Annotated in this window: 22 protein-coding genes and 1 tRNA gene; 12 read left to right on the plus strand and 11 right to left on the minus strand. The window is 49.5% G+C overall.

Features of this window, described 5'->3' with window-relative positions; genetic code table 11:
* Window positions 1–68 precede the first annotated feature (68 nt).
* Genes BOC67_RS24405 through BOC67_RS24420 form a run of 4 tightly spaced genes read right to left on the minus strand, consistent with a single transcriptional unit; the run spans window position 69 to window position 5196 of the window.
* The gene (locus BOC67_RS24405) at window positions 69–1136 is read right to left on the minus strand and encodes a hybrid sensor histidine kinase/response regulator (protein ID WP_291914713.1); all 1068 of its coding nucleotides are present in this window, start codon (window positions 1134–1136) and stop codon (window positions 69–71) included.
* Window positions 1137–1154: 18 nt separating this feature from the next.
* Complete coding sequence (locus BOC67_RS24410; RefSeq protein WP_291914715.1) at window positions 1155–3326, minus strand: 7TM diverse intracellular signaling domain-containing protein; 2172 nt, start codon at window positions 3324–3326, stop codon at window positions 1155–1157.
* Between the two features lie 11 nt (window positions 3327–3337).
* Window positions 3338–4456 (minus strand): ThiF family adenylyltransferase, encoded by a 1119-nt coding sequence (locus BOC67_RS24415; RefSeq protein ID WP_291914717.1) that lies wholly within the window; start codon window positions 4454–4456, stop codon window positions 3338–3340.
* A 17-nt stretch (window positions 4457–4473) separates the two neighbouring features.
* A complete protein-coding gene (locus BOC67_RS24420) occupies window positions 4474–5196 on the minus strand; it encodes a hypothetical protein (protein WP_291914719.1) in 723 nt (240 codons plus the stop codon).
* Between the two features lie 501 nt (window positions 5197–5697).
* Here BOC67_RS24420 and BOC67_RS24425 point away from each other — a divergent pair.
* Entirely contained in the window at window positions 5698–6435 is a 738-nt protein-coding gene (locus tag BOC67_RS24425) for a superoxide dismutase (RefSeq protein WP_291914721.1), read from the plus strand.
* A gap of 98 nt (window positions 6436–6533) precedes the next feature.
* Here the strand turns inward: BOC67_RS24425 and BOC67_RS24430 are convergent, their stop codons facing one another.
* From BOC67_RS24430 to BOC67_RS24440, 3 genes are read right to left on the minus strand one after another with little or no spacing between them, the layout of a single operon-like run.
* Complete coding sequence (locus tag BOC67_RS24430; protein ID WP_291914724.1) at window positions 6534–8162, minus strand: glycosyltransferase family 39 protein; 1629 nt, start codon at window positions 8160–8162, stop codon at window positions 6534–6536.
* A gap of 19 nt (window positions 8163–8181) precedes the next feature.
* Window positions 8182–8856: a phosphatase PAP2 family protein gene (locus BOC67_RS24435; protein ID WP_291914726.1), complete on the minus strand. Its 675-nt coding sequence runs from the start codon at window positions 8854–8856 to the stop codon at window positions 8182–8184.
* An 11-nt stretch (window positions 8857–8867) separates the two neighbouring features.
* Complete coding sequence (locus BOC67_RS24440) at window positions 8868–10313, minus strand: LptF/LptG family permease (protein ID WP_291914728.1); 1446 nt, start codon at window positions 10311–10313, stop codon at window positions 8868–8870.
* Window positions 10314–10394: 81 nt separating this feature from the next.
* On the opposite strand from BOC67_RS24440, the gene BOC67_RS24445 reads away from it, so the two are divergent.
* A complete protein-coding gene (locus BOC67_RS24445) occupies window positions 10395–11009 on the plus strand; it encodes a hypothetical protein (RefSeq protein ID WP_291914730.1) in 615 nt (204 codons plus the stop codon).
* Here BOC67_RS24445 and BOC67_RS24450 read toward each other — a convergent pair.
* Window positions 11006–11386, minus strand: a complete 381-nt coding sequence (locus tag BOC67_RS24450; protein ID WP_291914732.1) for an START-like domain-containing protein — start codon at window positions 11384–11386, stop codon at window positions 11006–11008. The genes BOC67_RS24445 and BOC67_RS24450 overlap by 4 nt on opposite strands.
* 364 nt (window positions 11387–11750) lie before the next feature.
* On the opposite strand from BOC67_RS24450, the gene BOC67_RS24455 reads away from it, so the two are divergent.
* The 9 genes from BOC67_RS24455 (at window position 11751) to BOC67_RS24495 (ending at window position 19707) form a co-directional block, all read left to right on the plus strand.
* Complete coding sequence (locus BOC67_RS24455) at window positions 11751–12620, plus strand: RNA polymerase sigma factor RpoD/SigA (RefSeq protein ID WP_073083942.1); 870 nt, start codon at window positions 11751–11753, stop codon at window positions 12618–12620.
* Window positions 12621–12845: 225 nt separating this feature from the next.
* Complete coding sequence (gene ffh, locus BOC67_RS24460; RefSeq protein ID WP_291914733.1) at window positions 12846–14174, plus strand: signal recognition particle protein; 1329 nt, start codon at window positions 12846–12848, stop codon at window positions 14172–14174.
* Between the two features lie 104 nt (window positions 14175–14278).
* Window positions 14279–14731 carry a 30S ribosomal protein S16 gene (rpsP, locus tag BOC67_RS25420; protein ID WP_073083937.1) on the plus strand — a complete coding sequence of 151 codons (453 nt, stop codon included), beginning with the start codon at window positions 14279–14281 and terminating at the stop codon, window positions 14729–14731.
* Window positions 14732–14805: 74 nt separating this feature from the next.
* Window positions 14806–15327, plus strand: coding sequence for a ribosome maturation factor RimM (gene rimM / locus BOC67_RS24470; RefSeq protein WP_291914735.1), 522 nt, complete (start codon window positions 14806–14808; stop codon window positions 15325–15327).
* 14 nt (window positions 15328–15341) lie between these two features.
* Complete coding sequence (trmD, locus tag BOC67_RS24475) at window positions 15342–16013, plus strand: tRNA (guanosine(37)-N1)-methyltransferase TrmD (RefSeq protein WP_291914737.1); 672 nt, start codon at window positions 15342–15344, stop codon at window positions 16011–16013.
* Window positions 16014–16131: 118 nt separating this feature from the next.
* A complete protein-coding gene (rplS, locus tag BOC67_RS24480; protein WP_291914740.1) occupies window positions 16132–16479 on the plus strand; it encodes a 50S ribosomal protein L19 in 348 nt (115 codons plus the stop codon).
* A gap of 159 nt (window positions 16480–16638) precedes the next feature.
* Window positions 16639–16896 (plus strand): twin-arginine translocase TatA/TatE family subunit, encoded by a 258-nt coding sequence (locus BOC67_RS24485; protein WP_073083929.1) that lies wholly within the window; start codon window positions 16639–16641, stop codon window positions 16894–16896.
* Between the two features lie 59 nt (window positions 16897–16955).
* Window positions 16956–18401, plus strand: a complete 1446-nt coding sequence (gene gatA, locus BOC67_RS24490; RefSeq protein WP_291914742.1) for an Asp-tRNA(Asn)/Glu-tRNA(Gln) amidotransferase subunit GatA — start codon at window positions 16956–16958, stop codon at window positions 18399–18401.
* A gap of 10 nt (window positions 18402–18411) precedes the next feature.
* A complete protein-coding gene (locus tag BOC67_RS24495; RefSeq protein ID WP_291914745.1) occupies window positions 18412–19707 on the plus strand; it encodes a lytic transglycosylase domain-containing protein in 1296 nt (431 codons plus the stop codon).
* A gap of 348 nt (window positions 19708–20055) precedes the next feature.
* Here the strand turns inward: BOC67_RS24495 and BOC67_RS24500 are convergent, their stop codons facing one another.
* From BOC67_RS24500 to gap, 3 genes are all read right to left on the minus strand, one after another.
* Window positions 20056–21474 (minus strand): cation:proton antiporter, encoded by a 1419-nt coding sequence (locus tag BOC67_RS24500; protein WP_291914746.1) that lies wholly within the window; start codon window positions 21472–21474, stop codon window positions 20056–20058.
* Between the two features lie 118 nt (window positions 21475–21592).
* Window positions 21593–22786 (minus strand): phosphoglycerate kinase, encoded by a 1194-nt coding sequence (gene pgk, locus BOC67_RS24505; RefSeq protein ID WP_291914748.1) that lies wholly within the window; start codon window positions 22784–22786, stop codon window positions 21593–21595.
* A gap of 157 nt (window positions 22787–22943) precedes the next feature.
* Window positions 22944–23960: a type I glyceraldehyde-3-phosphate dehydrogenase gene (gap, locus tag BOC67_RS24510; RefSeq protein WP_291914750.1), complete on the minus strand. Its 1017-nt coding sequence runs from the start codon at window positions 23958–23960 to the stop codon at window positions 22944–22946.
* Between the two features lie 140 nt (window positions 23961–24100).
* Between gap and BOC67_RS24515 the strand changes: the two genes are divergently transcribed.
* Window positions 24101–24172: transfer RNA gene (locus BOC67_RS24515), tRNA-Glu, on the plus strand.
* Window positions 24173–24304: the final 132 nt, after the last annotated feature.

The following is a 24304-nucleotide window of genomic DNA, read 5'->3' on the forward strand; positions in this document are numbered from 1 at the left end:
TTCTTGTTGTTCCATAAAAAAAAACTGTGTTAAAGGTCTTGTTTTTTTAGCCTTTGACACAGTTTATTTTACAGTCTCAATTGAGTGCCTTCGCCGTATTTGGACTCGACGTTTATCGTGCCGCCGATCTTATTCAATGCTTCTTTTACAATATATAATCCTATTCCACTACCCGGTTTATTATTGTTCTTGGAACGGAAGAACATTTTGAAAATGTTGTTCAGGTGTTCGCTTAATATACCTATACCATTGTCCCGGATGCAGATAGTAGCCTTGTGTGGTTCTACTTTCACTGAGAGATGTACCATTGGGTGGGCCTCTTCCGGTTTTTGATACTTAACAGCGTTGGAAATAAGATTGTTCAATATAACGCTGATCCGGAAGGTATCCCCCCGGAAGTCGATCTCCTGCTCCACCTGCGTCTGGAATCGTATATCCGTGTTCTGCGGCTGGAATACGGTGATACAATCGTTCAGCAGGGTGTTGAAATCGATTTTCTCGTATTCGATCTCCAGCCTGGAATTGCGGTAGTATTCAATGATCTTCTGGATAAAACCGTCCAGCTTCAACACGCAGCTTTCCACCATGTTCAGGTAGCCGTTGGGGTCAGTTACGCTGTTGTCCAGCCGGGAGAGGTTAATGATCCCCAGTACGGACATCAGCGGCGACCTCAGGTCGTGCGAGGTGGAGTAGATAAACCGGTTGAGTTCATCATTGGTTTTCTCCAGCTCCTGGATCTTCTCCTTCAGCTGTCGCCGGGTGGAGTAAATCTCGTAGGCATTGTTGATGGTACGGTGCAGCTCATGCTCATCCCATGGTTTTTTTACATAGGAAAAAATATGGCCTTTGTTGATCGCATCGATGATATCGTCTACATCGGTGTAGCCCGTCAGGAGTATGCGCATAGGGTCCGGCAGCACATCCTTGATTTCGTTGAAGAACTCAACCCCTGTGGATACCGGCATCTTCTGATCGGCAATAATGATATGCACCATTATCTCCTTCAGCAGCAGCTTGCCTTCCTGGGCTGAGGTAGCGGTATAGATTTCATAACTTCTGCGGAAGCTGGCCTTGAACGCATTCAGGTTATGGATCTCATCATCGATATATAATATTCTGATTCGGTTCTCTTTCATCTGGTAGTTATGGTTAAGCTACAGGTGACTGGAAAGGTCGAGTGGTAAATATATAATAAATTCGGCTCCTTCTCCGGGCGCGGAGTTTACAATTATCTTGCCCCGGTGCTTTTCAATGATGCTGAATACGATAGAAAGTCCCAGACCGGTACCTTCTCCCACATCCTTGGTCGTGAAAAACGGATCGAAAATTTTCTCTTTCACCTCGGCAGACATTCCAATACCTGTATCGCGGATAGTAATGACAACAAATTCTCCTTCCTGGCGGGTGGCAATCGTAATAGATTCCTGCCCCTGCTCTTTTTTGCTCTTGATCGCATTCAGGGAATTGCTCAGGATATTCATAAATACCTGGTTCACCTTACCTGCATAACATTCAATTTTGGGCAACTCACTGTATTCCCTGATGATATTGACGTTGGAAGGAATACCGTTTCTCAGCAGCACTAACGTGGAATCCAGCCCTTCGTGGATATCGATGGATTTGACATCGCTTTCATCCAGGCGACTGAAGGTACGCAATCCTTTTACAATTTCTGCCGTTCTGGCGGCGCCATCTTCAATACCTTTTATCAGCGAGGATATTTCTTCGTGGATGTAATCAATATCAATTTCGCGCTTGAACTGTTCAATGCTGGCCAGTTCCTCCTGTACGTTTTCGACGCCTTTCAGTTGTGAATACCGGTTTAGTACTTCCTGGAGGTCCGCTATATCCAGCTTCAGCGGTTTGATATTTGAAGTTACGAAATTGATCGGGTTGTTGATCTCGTGGGCAATACCGGCCGTAAGCTGACCGAGGGACGCCATTTTCTCCTTCTCCACCAGCCTGGTCTGCGTTTCCTTCAGGTTCGTGAGGGCGATGTTCAGGTCCTTGTTACTGTTTTGTAATTCCTCTGTTCTTTCCTGCACCTTAGCTTCCAAAATGATATTTTGCTCCCTTACCAGTTGCTCGTTCTCCTTGGAGATCTGCAGGGCGAGGGCCTGGGAAGCTTCCTTCTCCGCCTTGAAAGTATTGATCTTATCGGCCAGGGCAAAAGACAGTAATACGACCTCCATGCCGGAGCCGATCACAAGGATATGACTGGTGAAAATATTATACGGGATAATGCCGATGTCCTTCAGCACAAAAGTGATCACCGCGAGGATGAAGATCGTCCATGCAAACACGAATATCCGCGCTGGTTTTGAATGGCGGAATGCCTGGGAAATGGCAAACAGCAGGATGAAGCTCACGCCGGTAATCGCCAGGAAGTCGATCATGGCATAGGCGATGGAGTAATACCCTAACAGGCTGAGTACTAACGTGCTGGAATATACGATGATAAACAGGGTGAATATCCGGTAAGCCCATGGGGCTTTTTCCTTTACATGAAGGAAGTTTTGCACAAACAGCAGTACGGAAATGCCGGACAATGCTCCCGCCCAGTTCACGCTTTGTTCGGTAATAAACAGGTTGTCGTGCCAGAAGAAGCGGTAGCCGAACCCGTGGATGATCATCTGCGTCAGCCCTACAAAGAGGATGTACAGGATGTAATAGAAATAACTCCAGTCCCTTACCGAGAAGAAGATAAAGGTATTATAAAACACCATGACGAGGATGATCCCGATGTACAGGGATAGGAGCAGGTCGTCGTTATAGAGCTTATTGTAAATTTCCCGGGTGGTGCCTATGTAAATCGGCACCAGGATGGTTTCCCGGCTTTGGATACGGACGTAAAACGTTTGGGCCGTCGCGTTAGGGATACTGATATTGTAAATAAAGTTCTGGTGGATAACAGGCCTGGATTTGAACGGCCGCAGCTCCCCGCCGGGGATCATCTGGTAATGGCCGTCCGCATCGGGGAAATAGAGGTCGATCAGGTCCAGGATGGGATAGGTGACGTTAAACATCAGGTCATTTTCCCCTGAATTATTGAGCACTGTAAACCGGAGCCAGATGGCGTCTTTGGTGAGGCCGAAGTTGGGGATCTGCTTTTTCAGCTTTTGGAAGCCGTTGCTCTGCACGGCGTCTTTGAACTGCATTTTCCCTGAGGGGTCCAGCAAAAACTCCAGCTGGCCGTATTCTGCCAGCTGGAGCGGATAATTTTTGGATATGTGGATGGTATCTGCCCAAGCTGGTAAACGAAATAGCGTTACTAACAGTAACAGGCATACGAACTTTGAATATACCGGTTGGATCAGATGTCGCATTTAAATTGATGTCACTTTATTTGTTTGAAAATTTGTTCCAGGTCTACATAATATCTGCCTGACTCAATATTTCCACCCAGGCTCAGCTCCCGGCATACATGGCCGATTGCCGCCCCGCCCAGCATCACTGCCGAGGCCAGCTGGGGCCAGGTGGTGATTGTTTTCCCTATTTCCTGCAAAGAGTGCTGCATTTTCGGAGATAACGAACTGAAGTCGACGATACTATCTACCAGTGCCATTCTTTCCGGCCCCTGCATATTGCGTACAGCCGCTGGGGTGAGGGTGGCCGGCACTCGTCCATGCAAGATAGGTAAATCGGGCTGGAGATCAAATCTTTCAACGTCTACCATTCCCCGGTCGCTGGTATCCATCAGCACGGGGATTTGCAGGCTGCGGGCCTGCTGCCGGGCCAGTATCTTCACGTCCAGTCCGTCGCATTCCTCTACTAGTATATCCAGTTTTCCACCTTCGGTGAGAAACCGGTGTATATTTTCTTCCGTGATTCCTTCATCATAACAGGTCACCGGCAGGAAAGGATCGATTTCTGCGATTTCCCTGGCTACGATCACCGTTTTTAAAACGCCTATATTGTGGACGCCGGTGCGGATGCGGTTCATATTGCTGAGGTCCAGCCGGTCGAAGTCGGCTATACGAAGTTCCCCGCAGAGGCGTTCTATGGCTAGTGCCATTGCTACGGACTGCCCTACGGACAAGCCAATGACCCCGATTTTCTTTTTACTGAGTATATCGCGTTGTTCGGTGGTGATTTTTTGCTGGTTCCTGCTGGTGCGCAGTTCAATGAATTCCGCTTCGTCCAGGAGGTGTACGACCTTTGCGGACCAGGGGTAGTACACCCATACGCCATATGCTTCCGGCGGGGTGCTGCCCAGGTGGGCGGCTGCCAGTTCCCGGATCTGCTGATCGGTCAGTCTTTTGGATGGGTGACGGAGCTTCATGAGTTCTGCCAGCTGTGCCTGCAATTCGTCGAACACGGCGATGGCCGGATTTTGCTGCAATAGCGCTGCCAGTGCTGAGGCTTGTCCGGGGTCCTGCAAGCGGTAAAAGGTTACTTTCCTGTCCTGATTTTGTTGCCTGCCTGCTGCTAGTGCCTTAGCTAACGTTGTGTTCATTTCTCTGGTGTTTTATGCTATCGGACCATCGGCATATCGCTGGTGGCGGCGGACATGATGCGGAGATCATAGTCGACCTGCATTTCGCCTTTGGGTCCTTTTTCAATAATCGTCTGAACCGGGTTGTGTCGCAGACTCAACATCCGCTCCCTGTCTTCCGGGTGCGCACTTTTAAGTTCCAGCGGATCTTTGAGGATAAGTGCAGTAGCGATGAGGTCTTCTTTGGGATAATAAAAAGTGCCCTGGTTACCGATATTGGTCATGATCTGGTAACCGGTGCGGATACTGTTACGGAAAGTCGTCTGGGCGCAGAAGCCGAGGAAGGTGGTAACGGGTAACTGGTTCAATACGGCATTGACTACACGGAAGAGTACGATACTGCCGATACCCCATCCTGCCACCTCGCGGGAGTTCCACAATCCGCAAAACTCGCCGGTGCCGCCGGCTGCCGCCAGCTCCTTCACGATATCAAATATCCTTGGGTCCATGGTGTTGATGGCCGTTTCGATGGGCAGCGGTACGGAGCCGCCTGCCAGCTGAATACGGCATCCGCCATACATTTTGGTATAGTCGTCGTTGCTTACGGTGATGATATAAGTATGAGGCTCGTACATCCAATCCACGTTGGCGGAAGTCACTTTTGTAACGCCATACGCTTCCAGTACTTTCCGATGCCCTGCAATGTACTGCAGGCATTCTTCCGGATACTCTATCGCCTTGAATACTCTAACCTTAAGCATGTAACTGGGATGCTTTATAAAAAATTTATAACCTTATTTACCGGGATTGGTCATGCTGCTCGAACAAAACCGGAATAGTTTTTATTATTACAGTTTTCCACTGATATTGGTCATACTAACAACGGAACCCGCCAGCACAGGCTTTGCACTTTACAATTATTGTTGGTCATAGTAGCAAGGGTTGCAATTCTATCTCCGCAGTTAGCAGCGCCCGGGATAAACAGTTTCATTAGCTGAAAAAGATTAAAATCAATTCATCTTCACATGAAGGTAATGGTAAAATAGTATTATTTCCAGAATTATCCATAAAGTCAACCCGTATTTTTCACGGCAGAAACGGGTAAAATCACCTGGGGCGCTGGTTCTCAATAAAATAGAGCGACCGAAATATTTTAAGGAAATCGTAAACGTAACAAGCTGGTGCAAAATTTGATAAATTTTTTTACCGGTTAACAAGTAGATTTGTATGCCCATCAGTTATAACAAATTCAATCTTTTTATATGAACAAAAGAGAATTTATCAAGCTTACCGGCCTTGCCGGCGCCGCGGTGTTAAGCGGCCCGCTTTCAGGTCTGGCTAATACGTCAGCTACCGTGAAAACCAATTACGACGATCCTAAGGCGCCATTTACCCTCCCGCCACTGCCTTACGGTTTCGACGCGCTCGAACCGAATATCGACAAGCAGACCATGGAAATCCACCATGATAAGCACCATGGCGCTTACGTGAAAAATCTCAACGAGGCCATTGCCAATACGCCATATGCTTCGCTCACGCTGGAGCAAATCCTGAAAAAAGTAGGAAATGCGCCAACTGAGAAGGCTATACGAAACAATGCCGGCGGGCACTATAACCACAGCCTTTTCTGGACCTTGTTATCTCCCCAGAAAACTACGCCTTCCGAAAAGCTGAAAGCTGCCATCACCAAGGATTTTGGTTCCTGGGAAGCCTTCCAGCAAAAATTCAACGACGCGGCCAAAACGGTGTTCGGCTCTGGCTGGGCATGGCTCATCGTGACGCCGGGTAAAAAGCTGGCGGTGATCAACACCCCCAACCAGGACAATCCGCTGATGACCAATCTGGTGAAAGACCAGGGCGCGCCCATCCTCGCGCTGGACGTGTGGGAACACGCTTATTACCTGAAGTACCAGAACAAACGCCCTGATTACATCAACGCATTCTGGAACGTCATTAACTGGAATGAAGTAGAGAAGAGATATAAAGCTGCGGTTTCCTGATAACCGGGTAATTAATTTTTTTACGGGGAGATATAAACGCCGCGGCATTTATATCTCCCCGTAATTTTTTAACCCCGTATCAACCCTATGCCGGTGGTCTATTTCCGCTTAAAGAACACAAACCCGTTTTTTTCCCCTATCACTTCCAGGTTCGGATGCTGGCGGTAAGGCGTTGCATCGGTGATCCTGCAAATGAAGTAAGCCGGCTTGTCCAGCTGCCCGTTCAGCAGCCATTCCGTATCGTAATAATTTTTATTACTGTGCGGCATTTCGCGGGAATAATAGTGTTGGGCATAGCTATGATAACTCAGCGCTTTTACATATACATCCTTACCCTGTAAGGATTCAAAGAACTCGATGGCGGCGCGCTGGGAGTAACCTTCTATCTTCGGTACAAAATGCACCACCGTTACCTGTATGGCGAGGATGGTACTCACAAACAGCATGATGAGGCCCTGCTGCATTTTCTGCCTGGCCAGTAATACGCCGCTGATCACCACCAGCAGGGCGTAACCCAGCCCATAAGCCGCTTCCGCTGCGGACCATGGCACATCCGCCTGCAGGTTTGCCACCGCAAACTGATCATGAATGTAAGGGATTAGCTGCTCCTTGTACACGCCCACCAGGGGGAGTGCGCCAATGGCCAGGCCCAGTACGATCCCGATGAACAGCAGCAGGGTCAGGTTCCACCAGCGGAAGGTCGTTTTGCCTTCTGCCAGCCGGTACACCTGCACTGCCGCCAGGAAGGTGAGCGGGAAATAACAGAGCGAGGAGTAGTGGACGATCTTTGTTTTTACGATGGAAAAGAGGATCAATACCACCCAGAAGAGTACCCACATCCATTTGATGAAGTCCTTCAGTTCAAAAGACAGGGAAGCCGAGGTGTATATCGACTTCTTACGATTCCGCTGCAGGTAGTTGAACAGGAACACGCTTGCCGGGAAGCAGCCCACCAGCAATACTATCCAGTGATAGAAGAAGGGGCCGCCATGGCCGGCGTCTTCCGTTGTCAGCAGGCGGATCTGGTATTTTACGAACTCGTTGACAAACCACCAGCCATGCGTCAGGATTTCGTACCCGAACCAGAGCAGCGTGGTGCAGCAGGCGAGCAGGGCAATGATCCCGATATGCGAAAAGCGGATGGCGATGCGGCCTTTGTTGGCTATCCAGTACACGATGAGTACTAAAATAGCCACCAGTATGGCTACCGGCCCTTTGGTCAGTACGGCCAGGCCCAGGAATAATCCGCTGAGGGCGGCCGTTGCAAAGGTCTTTTGCGTATAGGCGATCCGGTAAGCAAAGTAGATGGCCAGGAAAATGAAGAGGTTGAAAGTAGGGTCAATAATGCCCGACTTAAAATAAAAATGCGGCAGCCAGGAGCCGGCGTACACCAGTACCCACCAGAGGCCCAGTTTGGCGTCCCCGTGTTTTTTGCCGATGGCGTAGACAGACAGGAGGGTCACAATACCGATGATGGCATTGGGGAACCTGGCTGCGAAATCGTTGACGCCAAACAGCATCATACTGCCGGCCTGCATCCAGATGAACAAAGGCGGCTTTTCCCAGAAGGGTCTGAAATCAATTTGAACTTGGCTGAAATTGTGCGTTACAATCATCTCCCTGGCAGCTTCGGCAAAGTTTATCTCATCCCAGTCGAAGAGGTGCGCCTCCCCGAGGAACGGTATAAACAACAATGCCGCAAATAGGGCAATCAACAGGTATCTCATTATAGTAGTCTATGTTTTTCTATGCTGGTGCATTGGCGCTGATAACAGCTTCCGGGCAAAGCTCCGGTGCCGATGTGGTGTTCCTGAACCGGAAAATAGCGAACACCGCAACTGCGCTGAGGGTGCCAACTATACTACCAACGTAAACATCAGCAAAAAAGTGCTGCGCGAGGTAGATTCTTGTGTAACCCGCTACCAGTGCCAGTACTGCAAATCCAAATCCCCAGCGCTTTTCCGGCGAAATGAGGGAGAGGAAGCAGAACATGCAAAAGGCGCCGGCGGAATGGCCGGACGGAAAACTGTTGCTACTATGAACAGTTACCCATTTTACCGTATGCACCAGTATGCTGGCTTCATCGCCAAAATAGCTGATGGGCCGGGGTGCATTGAAATAATGTTTGGCTACCTGGACAATCAGCACTGCCAGCAGAAATGACGCCAGGCCGATAAAGAACAGCCTGAATCGTTGCAGGATCAGCATCATTAACAGTAATAAACTGAACATGATGCCATCTCCCAGGTAGGTTAATACAGAAATCAGTACATCAGCCCATGGGGAATGAACTCCATTGATTCCAAGAAAGATCTCCCGTTGGCTGAAGCTGATTATTGTTACTCCGCCTATGACAAGCCATAGGAAGAACGGCAGAAAGAAGTAGGCGTTCTTTCTGAACAGTGTAAACAGCGTTTTCACGTTTGTAGGTTTTAAGTTGTAGGTTGCTTTTTAAGTCTGAATCTTTGTAAGAACTTCTTTATATTTTGATATAAGCGAAAATAAAATTCTTTATTGAAAAGCTGCGAATCATTCATGGCTTTATAGATTAAAAAAGCCGCGATTGGCAACAAGACCATGTTGGAGAGCCACATACCTGACCAGGTTTCCATCACGCCGCTTCTGGCCATCTTTTCTCCCACCATGAAAAATACGTTAAATATTACGAAAAATATAACTGCAAACACCAGTGGCGTACCGAGGCCGCCCTTGCGGATAATGGAGCCCAGTGGCGCCCCGATGAGGAACATCACGATACAGGCGGCTGCCAGCGTGAATTTGCGCTGCCATTCCACTTTGTGCATGAGTACTGATCCATGTTTGCTTTCATAATCTTTTGCGGGTGTTTCGAGCGAAGAAAGCGCTTCGCGGCCTGTTTGCTCTGCTCTTTCCAATACGTTCCGGCGCTGATCATCGGGGATGATGTCCTCGAAACGCTGGGTTTTCAGCGGAAGCGCCTGTGCCAGCCATGCACTGTCTTTCCACTTGGAAAACGTATAGCGGCTGCTCACATAGGCATGAACGGTTTTGCCGTAGCCGGCTTCCACCTTCTTCAGGGAGTCGATGGCAAAGTCGAGCTGCCGGATGTTCAGCATCTGCTGGTTGGAGGCAAACAGGTCCATGTTGAGCCGGTTGAAGGCGAAGGCGCTCAGGTCAAATGCTTTGCTGTACTTTTTAAAGCCGAGGCGGATCATATCCTGCGGCACGCTGAAACCGCGGTTGCCTCTTTCTTCATATCGCCATCCGTTTTCCAGGATGAAGTACAGGTAGCGTTTGTTGGCGGTGAGCACCATCTGGCCTCTTTCCGCCAGGATTACCTTATCGCCGCCACCGCCGGAGGAATGATCGAAGATCATTACCTGGTGGATGGTCTGGTTATCTTTATCTTTCTGCGCTACTTTTATCGTGTAGCCGGGAATGTCCTTATAGAAAACGCCTGCTTTGATATTGAATGCCGGCTTGGCGTTGGTGATATCCCAGAGGAGGGATTTTGCCTGGAGGTTGGCCACGGGGATGACGTAGTTGGCAAACAGGAAGGCGAGTATGGAGATGATAATGGCAATGATGAGCAGGGGGCGCATAAAGCGAAGGAGCGATATACCGGACGATTTGATGGCTACCAGCTCAAAGCTTTCCCCGAGGTTCCCGAAGGTCATGATGGAGGAAAGCAGCACGGCCAGCGGCAGTGCGAGGGTAACCAGGGTGGCGCTGGTATAGGCGATCAGCTGAATGATAACGGAGGTATCCAGACCTTTACCTACCAGGTCGTCTATATACTTCCAGAGAAATTGCATGATCAGTACAAACAAGGTCACGAAAAAAGTGGCAATGAATGGACCCAGAAATGTTTTTATAATGAGTTTGTCGAGTTTTTTCACTGATAATGCTATATTAAACCGTAAAGTTAGTACGAATTCACAAAGTGGCGCAAACTGACGCTGAAATTACCGTTAAATTATATGGAAAATTTTGAATTAACAGCAGCGGAAGCGGCGATCGTTGGCAACCCGGAGCTGCTATTGCTGAAAAACCGGGTGATAGAAAAGGTGGTGGGCCTGCTGGGAGAGGTGCAGCGGGGGCTGGCGGCAACGGACAGCCATCAGCGTTTCCCGTTTGAGGAGGAGTGGCTGAAGCCTTCCGCGAAGATATCAAGAGGGGAGCAGTACCGGCAGTTGCCCTGGGTAATGCTGGATTTTCCCCGGTATTTCAGCGGAAAGGAGGCGTTTGCGTTTCGCACGATGTTCTGGTGGGGGCATTACTTTATCAGTACCCTTCACCTGGGAGGGAGTGTAAAAGCCCGTTTCAGGGATGCGCTGATCGGCAGCCATGCAACGCTGGCCGGTAATGGCTTTCAGGTGTACCTGGGAGATGATCCCTGGGAACATGATTTTGAAGGAGGCAATTACAGGCCCATAGGAAGTATCAGTTTAGCAGATTGGAGAGTAGTGACGGATCGTTATGATTTCCTTAAAATAGCGAAGCCGTTTACGCTGTCGCAATGGGGTGAAGTAAAAGACGAAGTAGTGGCGGCTTATGCGACCCTGCTTGTATTACTTAACAGCAAAGCGGGTTAGTTTCCGATCCTGTGGAATAAATCCTTTACCTGGTATTCCCACAGCTGACTCTGATCTTTAATTTCTTTCTTTTCGGCGAAATCTTTTACGACTAAAATAGTTTCGTTGGTAACTTCTGAGATCTGGATTCTGAATTCGAAATATTCATCTTTAGGGGCATGTTTCCAATGCAGGCGGATAAACTCATCTTCTTCCTGTTCCAGCACTTCAGCTTCTTCTTCTGTGCCATTCCAGGAAAAGGAGAATACATTATCTCTGAAATCAACTTTGTCAGCGAACCATTCCTGTAAGCCGGCCGGCGTAGAAAGAAATTCGTATAGTATTCCGGGTGAGCATCTAACCGGGAATTCCAGCTCGTATAGCACTTTCTTGGACATCTCTTCAATTAATTAGTAAATCAATATCATCAGGTTGCAATTATAGAAAATTATTTATTCTGTCAAAATAATTTACTGTTTTTTTTTAACTATCTCCGGAAAACTTTCTACACTTTAAATAATTTCTACTTATTAATAAAAATAATAATGTTATTTTTTGATATATGGATGTATATTAGCAATGTCGCGCCCATGCGAAATTTTTTCTGATTTTGCAAGCACTTAACCGTCAATCGATTTTGTTTGGAAATGATTTAAAATTGACAGATTTTTTTTGGGTGGTATCTAAAAAAACTTATTTTTGTCAGGCATTCATCAAATCTTAACTTTTTATTAACCTGTAACTGTTCCGACTCTTATGTCAATGCGCCAACTCAAAATCACTAAATCCATTACCAACAGGGAATCACAATCCCTGGAAAAGTATCTGCAGGAGATTGGGAAAGTGGATTTAATTACGCCGGAGGAAGAGGTAAACCTCGCCATCCGCATCAAGCAGGGCGATCAGAGAGCGTTGGAAAAGCTTACCAAAGCCAACCTGCGTTTCGTGGTTTCCGTTGCCAAACAGTATCAGAATCAGGGCCTGTCGCTCAGCGATCTTATCAATGAAGGCAACCTGGGGTTAATTAAAGCTGCTCAACGTTTTGATGAAACGCGCGGTTTTAAATTCATCTCCTACGCCGTATGGTGGATCCGTCAGTCCATCCTCCAGGCTTTGGCTGAACAGTCCAGGATCGTGCGCCTGCCGCTCAACAAGGTAGGATTGAGCAACAAGATCAGTAAAGCTTACTCCCAGCTGGAACAGGAGTTCGAGCGTGAACCATCTCCGGACGAGCTGGCCACCATTCTCGAAATCAATACAGATGAAGTGGAAGCTACGCTGGGTGTTGCCGCCCGCCACGTGTCGATGGATGCGCCGTTTATCGACGGGGAAGACAACTCCCTGCTGGACGTACTCGAAAATCCGAACGCCGTTAGCGCGGACGAGGAGCTGGATCACCACGATTCCCTCCGCCGCGAGATCGAACGTTCCCTCTCTACCCTTACCGACCGCCAGAAGGACGTCATCATGCTGTACTTCGGCATCGCCGTGGAACACCCGATGTCCCTGGAAGATATAGGAGAGAAATTTGGCCTCACCCGGGAGCGCGTACGCCAGATTAAAGACAAAGCGATCACTAAACTGAGAACCACTTCCCGCAGCAAATTGCTCCGCAATTACCTGGGAAGCTGAGTGACTCCATCAGCATATTTCGGGAAGCCTGCCCATTGGGCGGGCTTTTTTATTACGGAATAATGCCAACGCGCCAGGGGATTGTGAACGGGACCCTGTGCCGGCCGGGGCGCTGTATCTTTCCCCCCACCCAACCAAAGGGCCCCGCCCAGCCGCCTTGCGCCCCTTTACGAGAAAAAACTCGCGGAAAAAAACTACATTTGCCATCCGTTTAAAATACCGACAATGTTTGAATCACTATCAGAGCGGCTCGACTCCGCGTTTAAACAACTTAAAGGCGAAGGACGTATCTCCGAGATTAACGTGGCCTCCACCGTTAAGGAAATCCGCCGCGCTTTGGTGGACGCGGATGTGAACTACAAAATTGCCAAGGAATTTACCGACAGAGTAAAAGATAAAGCACTGGGCGAAAAGGTTATTACCTCCATTTCCCCGGGTCAGCTGATGGTAAAGATCGTAAAAGACGAACTGGCCGACCTGATGGGCGGCACCGAAGCTGAATTCGATATTAAAAACAATCCTACCATCGTTCTCATCGCAGGTTTGCAGGGTTCCGGTAAAACCACCTTCTCCGGCAAACTGGCCAACTACCTCAAAACCAAAAAAGGGAAGAAACCTTTGCTGGTGGCGGCAGACATCTACCGCCCTGCGGCGATAGACCAGCTGAAAGTACTGGGAGAGCAGATCGGTGTGGAAGTGTACAGCGAACCTGAAAATAAAAACGCGGTACAAATCGCTGAAAATGCGATCAAACACGCGAAATCCAACGGTAATAACATCATCATCATCGATACGGCCGGCCGCCTCGCGGTCGACGAAGCGATGATGACCGAAGTTGCCAACGTAAAAGCAGCCGTTAAACCGCATGAAATCCTCTTCGTGGTGGATTCCATGACCGGCCAGGATGCGGTAAACACCGCCAAGGCCTTTAACGAGCGGCTGGACTTCAGCGGGGTGGTACTCACCAAGCTCGACGGCGATACCCGCGGCGGTGCGGCGCTGACCATCAAATACACCGTTGAAAAGCCGATCAAGTTCGTCAGCATGGGCGAAAAACTCGATACCCTCGACGTTTTCTACCCGGAACGTATGGCGCAGCGTATCCTCGGCATGGGTGATATCACCACCCTCGTAGAGCGCGCACAGGCCCAGTTCGACGAAGAGCAGGCTAAAAAGCTGGAAAAGAAAATCCGCCAGAACCAGTTCGACTTCGACGATTTCCGCGAGCAACTGCAGCAGATCAAGAAAATGGGTAACCTGAAAGACCTCATGGGCATGATTCCCGGGGTAGGTAAGGCCATCAAGGATATTGACATCAGCGACGACGCTTTCAAAGGCATCGAGGCCATGATCAACTCCATGACCCCTGAAGAAAGGAGCAATCCGGACGTGATCGACGGCAGCAGACGCAAGCGTATCGCCGCCGGTAGCGGAAAGAACATCCAGGACGTGAACCAGTTCATGAAACAGTTCGAACAAATGCGCCAGATGATGAAAATGATGAACAAATTCGGCGCTGGCGGCAAAGGACTGAAAGGAATGATGAAACGCTGATCACCCGGCCAAAAATAATTTTGCAAATGTCAAATGTTGAGGTTACATTTGCATCCCTAATTAAACAATATTTCCTAACTCGCAAAAAATAACTCGACTTATTTATGCCAGTAAAAATCAGACTGCAAAGACATGGCGCGAAGAAAAGACCTTTCTACTTCATCGTAGTAGCTGACGCTCGCGCTCCAAGAGATGGTAAATTCATCCAGAAAATCGGTACTTACAATCCACTGACTGTACCTGCCTCTATCAACATCGATACTGAAAAAGCATTGCGTTGGTTACAGAAAGGTGCTCAGCCTACTGATACTGTAAGAAGAATCCTCTCTTTCAAAGGTGTATTGTATTTGAAACATCTCTTAAGAGGTGTAACCCTGGGTCTGTTCGACGAGCCTACTGCTTACCAAAAGTTTGCACAATGGCAAGCTGAACACGAACAGAAAGTTTCTGCTCGCCGCGATAGCCACAGAAAAGCAAAAATTGCTGCTCCTATCGTTAGAAAAGTAGAAGATACTCCTGCTGCTCCGTCTGCAGAAGGCGAAGGCTCAGAAGCATAAAACGGAAACGTTTTACAAATACCTGAAAAGGAAATATTTGCAACCGCAAATATTTCCTTTTTTAATTTCCAATTATGAGTAATTACTTCAGTATAGGCAAACTCGTGTCGGCGCACGGCCTCCAGGGCGAAATCCTCGTGAAGCACAGCCTCGGCAAGCGCTCCACGCTCAAAGGCGTAGAGGCAGTTTTCCTGGAAGAAAGAAAGAATAGCTTTATCCCGTACTTCGTCAGGGAAGTAAAGGCCAAAGGGCCGGATCAGTTTTACCTGAAGCTGGAAGGGATAGATACCAAGGAGGCCGCCCAGAAGCTGCTGCCGGGCCAGTTGTACCTGCAGGAAGCCGATTTCAAGGAGCAGGCAGCCTCTTCCTCGCCGCTGGCCCTGCTGGGCTACACCGTGGAGGATGCCCGTCACGGCACCCTCGGCGTGGTGGAAGAAGTGATTGAAATGCCCATGCAGGTGCTGGTAAAGGTGCAAATAAAGGGCAAGGAAGCCCTGTTGCCGATCAATGACCAGTCGCTCGTAAAAATGGATAAAAAGAGCCAGGTAGTGCATGTAGACCTCCCCGAAGGGCTGGTTGAACTCTACACCGGCTAAAGAAACGTATAGTTATGCGAATTGATATAATAACCGTGCTGCCTGAATTGCTGGAAAGCCCGCTTTCCCACAGCATTATGAAGCGCGCGCAGGCCAAAGGGCTGCTGGAAGTGCACCTGCATCACCTGAGGGAGTACTCCTCCCTGAAGCACCAGCAGGTAGACGACTACCAGTTTGGCGGCGGAGCAGGTATGGTGATGATGCTGGAACCTATTGTGAATTGCATTGAAACGCTGCAATCCAAAGTGACCTACGACGAAATCATCTACATGACCCCCGACGGGGAAACGCTGAACCAGAAAATGGCCAACCAGCTGTCCCTCAAAGGCAACCTGATGATCCTCTGCGGGCATTATAAGGGAATTGACCAGCGCATCCGCGATCACTTCATCACCAAGGAGATTTCCATTGGCGATTACGTGCTGTCCGGCGGGGAGCTGGGCGCTGCCGTGCTGGTGGATGCCGTAGGGCGCCTCCTTCCCGGCGTATTGAACGATGAAACCAGCGCCCTGTTCGACTCCTTCCAGGACAACCTCCTGGCGCCGCCGGTATATACCCGGCCGGATGAATTCCGGGGCTGGAAAGTGCCGGAGGTGCTTTTAAGCGGGGACCACCGTAAGATCGACGAATGGCGGCACCAACAGGCCCTGGAAAGGACGAAGGCAAGGCGGCCTGACCTATTGTAAATTAATGGATTAGATATTAGTCGGAAGGTATTTTGAGATTTTTGGAGAATTTATGCTGCATTAATTTGGTAAATGCTATTTCTTGACTTACTTTTGCACTCCCATAAATATTTGAAAGATGAACGCAATTTCGTTTGTTCACGAGCAACTGACAGCTAAAAAACAGTACCCGAAGTTTAAAGCAGGCGACAACGTCACTGTCAATTATAAAATCGTGGAAGGTAATAAAGAAAGGATTCAGTCCTTTAAAGGTGATGTGGTGAAAATCCAGGGTACAGGGTTTACTGCGTCTTTCACTGTTAGAAAAATTTCTGATGGTGTTGGTGTTGAAAGATTGTTCCCGCTTTACTCTCCTAACATCGATGGTATCGTGTTAAACAAAGTTGGTAAAGTTAGAAGAGCGAAACTGTATTACCTGCGTGATCGCGCTGGTAAAGCAGCCCGTATCAAAGAAAAAAGGGTTTAGTATAAATACAGGGAAATTAGTAATAAGCGGGGCCTTAACAGCTCCGCTTTTTTCATTTCCTTAAAATGATCTTAAATCTGGCCGGCGGTCATGCCAGCGGGTGAAAAAGCGGATTTAATAGCTTACCTTTGTACACTGGAACATTAAACAACTGAGAAGATGACTGCTGTTTTCGCTAAATCTACTTTTTTATTTCTTTCCGATGTAGGCGGCTCTGAATTGCTGCTGATCGCGATCGTAGTATTACTGCTGTTTGGCGGTAAGAAAATTCCTGAACTGATGCGTGGCCTGGGTAAAGGTATCCGCGAGTTCAATGACGCTAAAAACAATGTGCGCCAGGAAATTGAGGAGGGCATGAAAGAAAAACCTGCCGCTGCCACTCAGTCTTCAACCACTGACACTACTCCCAACGCTTAATTGCCGGAGTAACAAGTTACGATTCGTAAAATCATAATTTCATTTTAACTGGTTTAGCTTTGTCTGAATTCAGCAGTATAAATACTTTTCACAAAGCATTATACGCCGGCAGCATAACCTGTACGGAAAAGGTACGTTATTATCTCAACCGTATCCGGGAGCTAAAACATTTAAATGCCTTCCTGGAGGTATATGAGGAGGAAGCCCTGGAAAAAGCCCGTGAGCTGGACGCCCGCATTAAAAGCGGTCAGCCCGTGGGGGCCCTGGCTGGAGTGGTGGTAGGTATTAAAGATGTTATCTGCTATAAAGGTCATAATGTTACTGCCGCTTCCCGTATCCTGGAAGGGTTTAACTCATTATATTCTGCCACAGCGGTTGAACGCCTGCTGGAGGCAGATGCTATTATTATCGGGAACCTGAACTGCGACGAGTTCGCCATGGGTTCCACCAACGAAAATTCGGCTTATGGCCCCACCCTGAATGCGCTGGATACTACCCGCGTACCGGGAGGGTCGTCCGGAGGGTCGGCGGTGGCCGTCCAGGCCGATCTTTGCCAGGTTAGCCTGGGGAGCGACACCGGCGGTTCCGTAAGGCAACCGGCGGATTTCTGCGGTATCGTGGGGCTGAAACCTACTTACGGCCGCATCTCCCGCTACGGATTAATCGCCTACGCGTCATCTTTTGACCAAATAGGGATTTTTGGCAAGGATATTGCCGATGTGGCCGCTGTTCTACAGGTCATCGCCGGGCCGGATGAGTTCGATAGTACCGCCTCTCAAAAGGAAGTACCTGATTACCAATCCGGTCTGACACACAATAAATCCTACAAATTTGCGTATTTAAGGGATGCATTGTACCACGACGGCCTCGATCCTGAGATGAAGGATGCCTATATCGATTTCTTTGAAAATCTGGTAGACAACGGTCATACAGTCTCCGGTAGCGGATTTGACTATATCGACTACATTGTGCCGGCCTATTATGTGCTCACAACTGCCGAAGCATCCAGTAACCTCTCCCGTTACGATGGCGTGAAATATGGCCACAGAACGGAGCAGAAAAACCTCGATTTGACCGATTTTTACAAAAAAAGTAGGTCCGAAGGGTTTGGGAAAGAGGTAAAAAGACGTATCTTACTGGGGACTTTCGTGTTAAGTTCAGGCTATTATGATGCCTACTACACTAAAGCCCAACAAGTTAGACGTTTAGTAGCTGACAAATTGAACGAAATTTTAGATCAGTACGACGCCATTTTAATGCCAACAGTGCCGTCCACGGCATTTAAATTAGGGGAAAAAACAGATGACCCTATAGCTATGTACCTTGCCGACATTTATACGGTCTTAGCGAATTTGGTAGGGGTTCCGGCAATATCGGTCCCCATGAGAAAGCATTCAAACGGGATGCCATTTGGTGTACAGATCATTACAAAGAAGTTTGACGAGGCTAACCTGTTAAGCATTGCCCATCAGTTGATGGATCGCAACCAGGTAGCGACTGTTTAAAATAAATTGTATGAGAAAAATCTTTTTACTTACGCTGTTGCCAGCATTGAGTTTAGGGAGTGTGAAAGCGGGTAGCAACGGCATACCTAAAGAGATCGGCTTCGCTAATTACGCGGCCGACACAAGTGGATTGAACGCACCCAGGGTAAAAGTAAAATTACCCAAGGATACGCTCGTTCATGCGTCTCCTACCTCACTTGCGGTAAAGAAGGCGGCTCAAAGCCTTCCTAATACTGTTCGTAGCGCTAAAGTGTACGAGCAGATCAATAACAACCTCGTAGCAGGCTATGTGAATAACTACGCCTCCCGCTACAGCCAGCATCTCCAGATCATGATCGAAAGAGGTCAACCGTACTTTGCTACCGTTGAAAAAATCTTCCGTGAGCATGGTATTCCTGAAGAGATGAAATACCTGGCCGTGATCGAATCCAGCTTTAATACCAACGCCCGCTCCCGTGTGGGCGCAGTGGGCGCCTGGCAGTTTATGGCCGGCACCGCGCGCATCTTCGGATTGAGCGTGGGTAAAAAAGTGGATGAACGTAAAGACTTCTATAAGTCCACCCTCGCAGCAGCGCAGTACCTGAACCAGCTGTACGATCAGTTTGGCGACTGGTTACTGGTAGTTGCCGCTTATAACTGCGGCGCCGGCGGCGTACAACGCGCGATGAAAGCCAGCGGCCGTGAGGATTTCTGGGGCATGCAATATTTCCTGCCTGCTGAATCCCGCAACCATGTGTACAAATTCATTGCTACCGGCTACATCCTCGATCGGTTCAACAACTTCTTCGGTGTAAGCCCGGATGAAAATAACGCCGTAGTGACCAACACCGCTGATAATACCGCTACTGCGGCCATCGCAAGAGGCCCGCTCACAGAAGAGGAAATTTTCAGCACCGTGGAAATCAACATCTCCGGTAAATACCGCCTGGAAGCCATCGCTAAATCACTGGATATGGAGGTGGCCGCACTGGACCGCCTGAATCCCGGTTTCGCAAAAGGCCTGGCTTCTCCGGCAAATGCTTATGACCTGCGCATCCCGAAAGAGAAAATGAAGCAGTTCATGGCTGAAAAAGAAGAAATCCTGAAGGAGTCCGTTCAAATGACCCTCGATGATAAGGCAGTAGGAGTGGATAAATCCAGGTTCCCTGCGCCGGCTAAAATGCCTGACGCAAAACCAGCGCCTGCCAAAGCGCCTGCGGCAAAAGCCCCGGCTACCTCCGCAGCCAAGAAGAAAGCGGCTTACAGCAAAAAGAAATCTTACGCTGCCGCCAAAAAAAGAAGCACTGCTAAAAAAGCGAAAGCCTAAAGCTCAAAAAATATAGATGCGAAAGCCGGTTGTACCTACAGCCGGCTTTTTCGTTTGTGGCAGCATCCTGAAATTTTTTTAGGGAGAAGATTTAGTGCTGCATAGGGAAAGTGAAACGGAGAGGAACGTATATACCCAGGCGTTATGCCATTTTCAAAAAGCCCTTAAAAAGGCCAGGCGTTTAGGGTAAACGCATGGCCGGCCTGCCGCGGGCCGGCATTGGCATAAAGCGCTGCTAAAGGCCGGTGAAACCGGCAGCGCGTGGCGGCGCGCAGGTAAATCTCTCCCCCAAAAAATAAAAAAGGCCAGCCGTATTAAGGGCTGGCCTTTTCGATATCCGATAATTTATCAGGCGGTGGCGGCGCGGTGGGCCTTCTTCCCGGAGAAGTCCACCAGGTCGAGTACCGGGCCGGTCATAAACGTGGTGGCCAGCGCCATCAGCACGAGCATGGCAAAAATTTCAGGGGACAGGATGCCGAGGTCGTACCCGATGTTGAGCACGATCAGCTCCATGAGGCCGCGGGTATTCATCAGCGCCCCGATGGAAACGGATTGCCGCCACGTTTGCCCCATGAGGCGCGCGGTGACTGCGCTGCCGCCGAATTTGCCGCCTACGGCTACCAGCATGATCAGGCCGAACGCCGCCCAGAGGTGCCCCTGGGAAAGCAGGCCGATTTGTGTGCGCAAGCCCGTGAAGGCGAAGAAGATAGGCAGCAGTACCATTACGGAAACATCTTCCAGCTTGTCCGTAAACAGCTTGCGGACCGTATCCTGCACGGGCATGACTGCGCCGGCGAGGAAAGCCCCGAACAAGGCGTGGATACCGATGACTTCCGCCACCCAGGCGGAAATCAGCAGGGTGAGGAATACGTAGCCGGCGGCTACTTTTTCGTTATGGTTATCCAGGTGGCGTTTTAATACCTTATGCAGCCAGGGGCGTACCAGCAGTATCATCACGGTGACGAACAGGAGGGCCAGCGCGATGGTAATGATGGCGGAAGCGAGCCCGGAAGCTTTGGCGATGGCTACCACTACGGCCAGTATGCACCAGGCGGTAATATCGTCCGCAGCGGCGCAGGTGATGGCCAGGGTGCCGAGCGGGGTGCCGGTCAGTTTTCTTTCCTGTACAATCCTTGCCAGTACGGGAAAGGCCGTGATGCTCATGGCAATGCCCATAAACAGGGCGAATGCGAGGAAGCTGACGTTTGCCGGGGCAAAGGATTCGAAGATGAAATAGGCCAGTCCTACGCCGAGCGCGAAGGGCACTACGATGCTGGCGTGGCTGATCATCACGGCGTCATGCGCTTTGTTGCGCACTTTGCTCATATCCAGCTCCATGCCTACGATGAACATGAAGAAGGCGAGGCCTATCTGGCTGAGGAACTGCAGGCTTTTCAGGGACTCTGCGGGGAAGAGGAAGCCGGAGAAGGAGGGGGTGAGCCAGCCCAGGAGGGAAGGGCCCAGCAGTACGCCGGCAATGATTTCGCCCACTACGGAGGGTTGCCTTACTTTCTTGGCGAGCCTGCCGAATAAGCGCGCTACGACCATAATCACAACGATTTGCAGCAGCAATAAGCTGAGGGGGTGCCTGAAATTGTCGAGGTATTGCAACCAGGTATCCGGATGGGTTAACGGCGTGGGGGTATGCATGGTATGCTCCACTGCGGCCTGTTTCACGGGCAATGCCTGGCCTTTGTGGAGTATGAACCAGATGATAGCGCCGAAGATACCGATGATGACGGGGTACCAGACGAAACGTTTATTCATAAAAATTCCAGTTAATAATCCGGGGGAAAGATACTCAATTCCGCAGAGGCGTGGTATTATTAAAATAAAAGCGCCTCCGTGTCGGAGGCGCGTGGTGTATCAGGAGGTTATAATCATCTTACTGGATAGCAGCGATGCCTGGCAGTACTTTGCCTTCGAAGAATTCGAGCATGGCGCCTCCACCGGTTGATACGTAGCTCACCTTATCCGCGAAGCCAAACTGGTTAACGGCCGCCACGCTGTCGCCCCCGCCCACGAGGGAGAAGGAACCTTTGGCAGTAGCCGCCACGATGGCTTCTGCTACGCCTTTGGTACCGCCCTGGAAGGCTTCCATTTCGAATACGCCCATAGGTCCGTTCCAGAGGATGGTTTTGGAGTCGGCGATGGTTTGGCTGAAGAGCGCTACGGACTTAGGTCCTACGTCGAGGCCCATCCATCCGGCAGGGATGTTATCGTTGGAAACGACCTGTGTAGCGGCATCTGCGGCGAATTTATCCGCAGCGATGGAATCCACCGGCAGCAGCAGTTGTACGCCGTTGGCTTTTGCTTTTTCCAGGAGGTCGTTAGCGAGGTCGAGTTTATCGTTTTCCACGAGGGAGTTACCGATTTCCTTGCCTTGCGCCTTGAGGAAGGTATAGGCCATACCGCCGCCGATGATGATGTTATCGGCGCGTTCCATCAGCGTTTCGATGATGAGGATTTTATCGGAAACCTTTGCGCCGCCGAGGATGGCGGTGAAGGGGCGTTCTGCGTTGTTCAGTACTTTTTCCGCGTTGGAAACTTCTGCTTCCATGAGGTAGCCGAACATCCTGTTTTCGGGCGGGAAGAACTGCGCGATCACAGCAGTGGAGGCGTGGGCGCGGTGTGCGGTGCCGAAGGCGTCGTTTACGTACACGTTACCCAGTTTTGCCAGTTGTTGTGCAAATTCCTGGTCTCCTTTTTCTTCTGCTTTGTGGAAGCGGAGGTTTTCGAGGAGGAGTACTTCGCCCATTTGCAGGTGTGCGGCGGCTTCTTCGGCAACGGGGCCTACGCAGTCGTTGGCAAATTTAACGGTAACGCCATCCAGGAGGGTGATGAGGTGGTACACGAGGTGTCTTAAAGAGTATTTATCGGTAGGACCGTCTTTGGGCCGGCCCAGGTGCGACATCAGGATAACGGCGCCGCCATCTTTGAGTATTTTTTTGATGGTTGGCACGGCGGCACGCATGCGCGTATCGTCGGTGATTTCGAATTTATCGTTCAACGGCACGTTGAAGTCTACGCGGATCAAGGCTTTCTCGCCATTGAAGTTATGATCGGAAAACTTACTCATGGAGTATCAGTTTATAGAATAAGGAGGGTTGTTGCATAAAAAAACCGCGGAACCGACAGCACAAAGCATTGACATCGGTAAGACCGGTTGGCTGCTGTTATGGTGTAGTTGCGCGGAATTGAAAACAAAGCCCCTGCCGTAGCGGGGGCTTATGAGATTATTTTTGGATCTGCTCGGCGAAGTACTTAACAGTACGCACCAGCTGAGATACGTAGCTCATTTCGTTATCGTACCAGGATACAGTGCGAACCAGTTGGGTATCGCCCACGGTTTGTACTCTGGTTTGAGTAGCGTCGAACAGGGAACCGTAGTGCATGCCGATTACGTCGCTGCTAACGATTTCATCTTCGGTATAGCCGAAAGATTCGTTGGTAGCTGCTTTCATGGCTGCGTTTACTTCTTCAGCAGTAACTTTTTTGCTGAGGATAGCGGTGAGTTCGGTGAGGGAACCGGTGATGGTAGGCACGCGTTGAGCGGAGCCGTCCAGTTTACCTTTCAGTTCAGGCAGAACGAGGCCGATAGCTTTAGCGGCGCCGGTGCTGTTAGGAACGATGTTAGCGGCAGCAGCGCGTGCGCGGCGCAGGTCGCCTTTCGGATGCGGTGCATCGAGGGTGTTCTGGTCGTTGGTATAAGCGTGTACGGTAGTCATCAGACCGTTTACGATACCAAATTTTTCCTGCAGTACTTTCGCCATAGGAGCGAGGCAGTTGGTGGTGCAGGAAGCGCAGGAGATAACGGTTTCAGAACCGTCGAGGATGTTGTGGTTTACGTTGAACACAACAGTTTTCAGATCACCTGTAGCTGGGGCGGAGATTACTACTCTCTTAGCGCCGGCGGTGAGGTGAGCGGAAGCTTTGTCTTTATCAGCGAAGAAACCGGTACATTCGATTACTACATCGATGTCGTGCTCTTTCCATGGAATTTGAGCCGGATCTTTCTGTGCATATATTTTTACCTCATCACCGTTAACGCTGATAGAGTTGTCAGAATGCGTAACCTCTGCATCAAATCTGCCCTGAGCGGAATCATATTTCAGCAAGTGTGCCAGCGTTTTAGGGCTGGTGAGGTCATTGATTGCAACCACATCAATGCCGGGCATTTTGTAAATCTGGCGGTATACCAAACGACCGATACGGCCGAACCCATTAATACCAATTTTGAGAGTAGTTCCCATTTTACATCGTGATTTGAATATGAAAAAATCGAAGGCGAATTTACAATCAATAGAACTAGAAATCAATATATTTTTAGGTTATGAAAGTTTTTTTTGGAAATATCAGAAAAGGTTCTACTTTTGCAATCCCAAAACGATACGCCGCGTTGGTCAAGGGGTTAAGACGCCTCCCTTTCACGGAGGAATCACGGGTTCGATTCCCGTACGTGGTACGAAGAGAAGGCTGCTCGAGGAGCGGCCTTTTTTGTTTTTTGCACCTGCCAGGAGTTTCTCCCACAGCCTATTTCCGCTTTCTTGTTGTTAAAGTCTTTTGCTGCTGCCGGCGGCGGGATATTTATTTGGAA

The organism is Chitinophaga sp. CB10, assembly GCA_001870995.2.
In the GTDB taxonomy this organism is placed as follows: domain Bacteria; phylum Bacteroidota; class Bacteroidia; order Chitinophagales; family Chitinophagaceae; genus Chitinophaga.

Bases quoted from the DNA above. Each gene is read 5' to 3' on its own strand.
- rimM (WP_291914735.1), top strand. From the start codon at position 14,806: ATGAGTAATTACTTCAGTATAGGCAAACTCGTGTCGGCGCACGGCCTC.
- BOC67_RS24500 (WP_291914746.1), bottom strand. From the start codon at position 21,474: ATGAATAAACGTTTCGTCTGGTACCCCGTCATCATCGGTATCTTCGGC.
- BOC67_RS24495 (WP_291914745.1), top strand. From the start codon at position 18,412: ATGAGAAAAATCTTTTTACTTACGCTGTTGCCAGCATTGAGTTTAGGG.
- rplS (WP_291914740.1), top strand. From the start codon at position 16,132: ATGAACGCAATTTCGTTTGTTCACGAGCAACTGACAGCTAAAAAACAG.
- ffh (WP_291914733.1), top strand. From the start codon at position 12,846: ATGTTTGAATCACTATCAGAGCGGCTCGACTCCGCGTTTAAACAACTT.
- BOC67_RS24455 (WP_073083942.1), top strand. From the start codon at position 11,751: ATGCGCCAACTCAAAATCACTAAATCCATTACCAACAGGGAATCACAA.
- BOC67_RS24430 (WP_291914724.1), bottom strand. From the start codon at position 8,162: ATGAGATACCTGTTGATTGCCCTATTTGCGGCATTGTTGTTTATACCG.
- BOC67_RS24405 (WP_291914713.1), bottom strand. From the start codon at position 1,136: ATGAAAGAGAACCGAATCAGAATATTATATATCGATGATGAGATCCAT.
- trmD (WP_291914737.1), top strand. From the start codon at position 15,342: ATGCGAATTGATATAATAACCGTGCTGCCTGAATTGCTGGAAAGCCCG.
- BOC67_RS24415 (WP_291914717.1), bottom strand. From the start codon at position 4,456: ATGAACACAACGTTAGCTAAGGCACTAGCAGCAGGCAGGCAACAAAAT.
- pgk (WP_291914748.1), bottom strand. From the start codon at position 22,786: ATGAGTAAGTTTTCCGATCATAACTTCAATGGCGAGAAAGCCTTGATC.
- BOC67_RS24420 (WP_291914719.1), bottom strand. From the start codon at position 5,196: ATGCTTAAGGTTAGAGTATTCAAGGCGATAGAGTATCCGGAAGAATGC.
- rpsP (WP_073083937.1), top strand. From the start codon at position 14,279: ATGCCAGTAAAAATCAGACTGCAAAGACATGGCGCGAAGAAAAGACCT.
- BOC67_RS24425 (WP_291914721.1), top strand. From the start codon at position 5,698: ATGAACAAAAGAGAATTTATCAAGCTTACCGGCCTTGCCGGCGCCGCG.
- gap (WP_291914750.1), bottom strand. From the start codon at position 23,960: ATGGGAACTACTCTCAAAATTGGTATTAATGGGTTCGGCCGTATCGGT.
- BOC67_RS24485 (WP_073083929.1), top strand. From the start codon at position 16,639: ATGACTGCTGTTTTCGCTAAATCTACTTTTTTATTTCTTTCCGATGTA.
- BOC67_RS24445 (WP_291914730.1), top strand. From the start codon at position 10,395: ATGGAAAATTTTGAATTAACAGCAGCGGAAGCGGCGATCGTTGGCAAC.
- BOC67_RS24450 (WP_291914732.1), bottom strand. From the start codon at position 11,386: ATGTCCAAGAAAGTGCTATACGAGCTGGAATTCCCGGTTAGATGCTCA.
- BOC67_RS24410 (WP_291914715.1), bottom strand. From the start codon at position 3,326: ATGCGACATCTGATCCAACCGGTATATTCAAAGTTCGTATGCCTGTTA.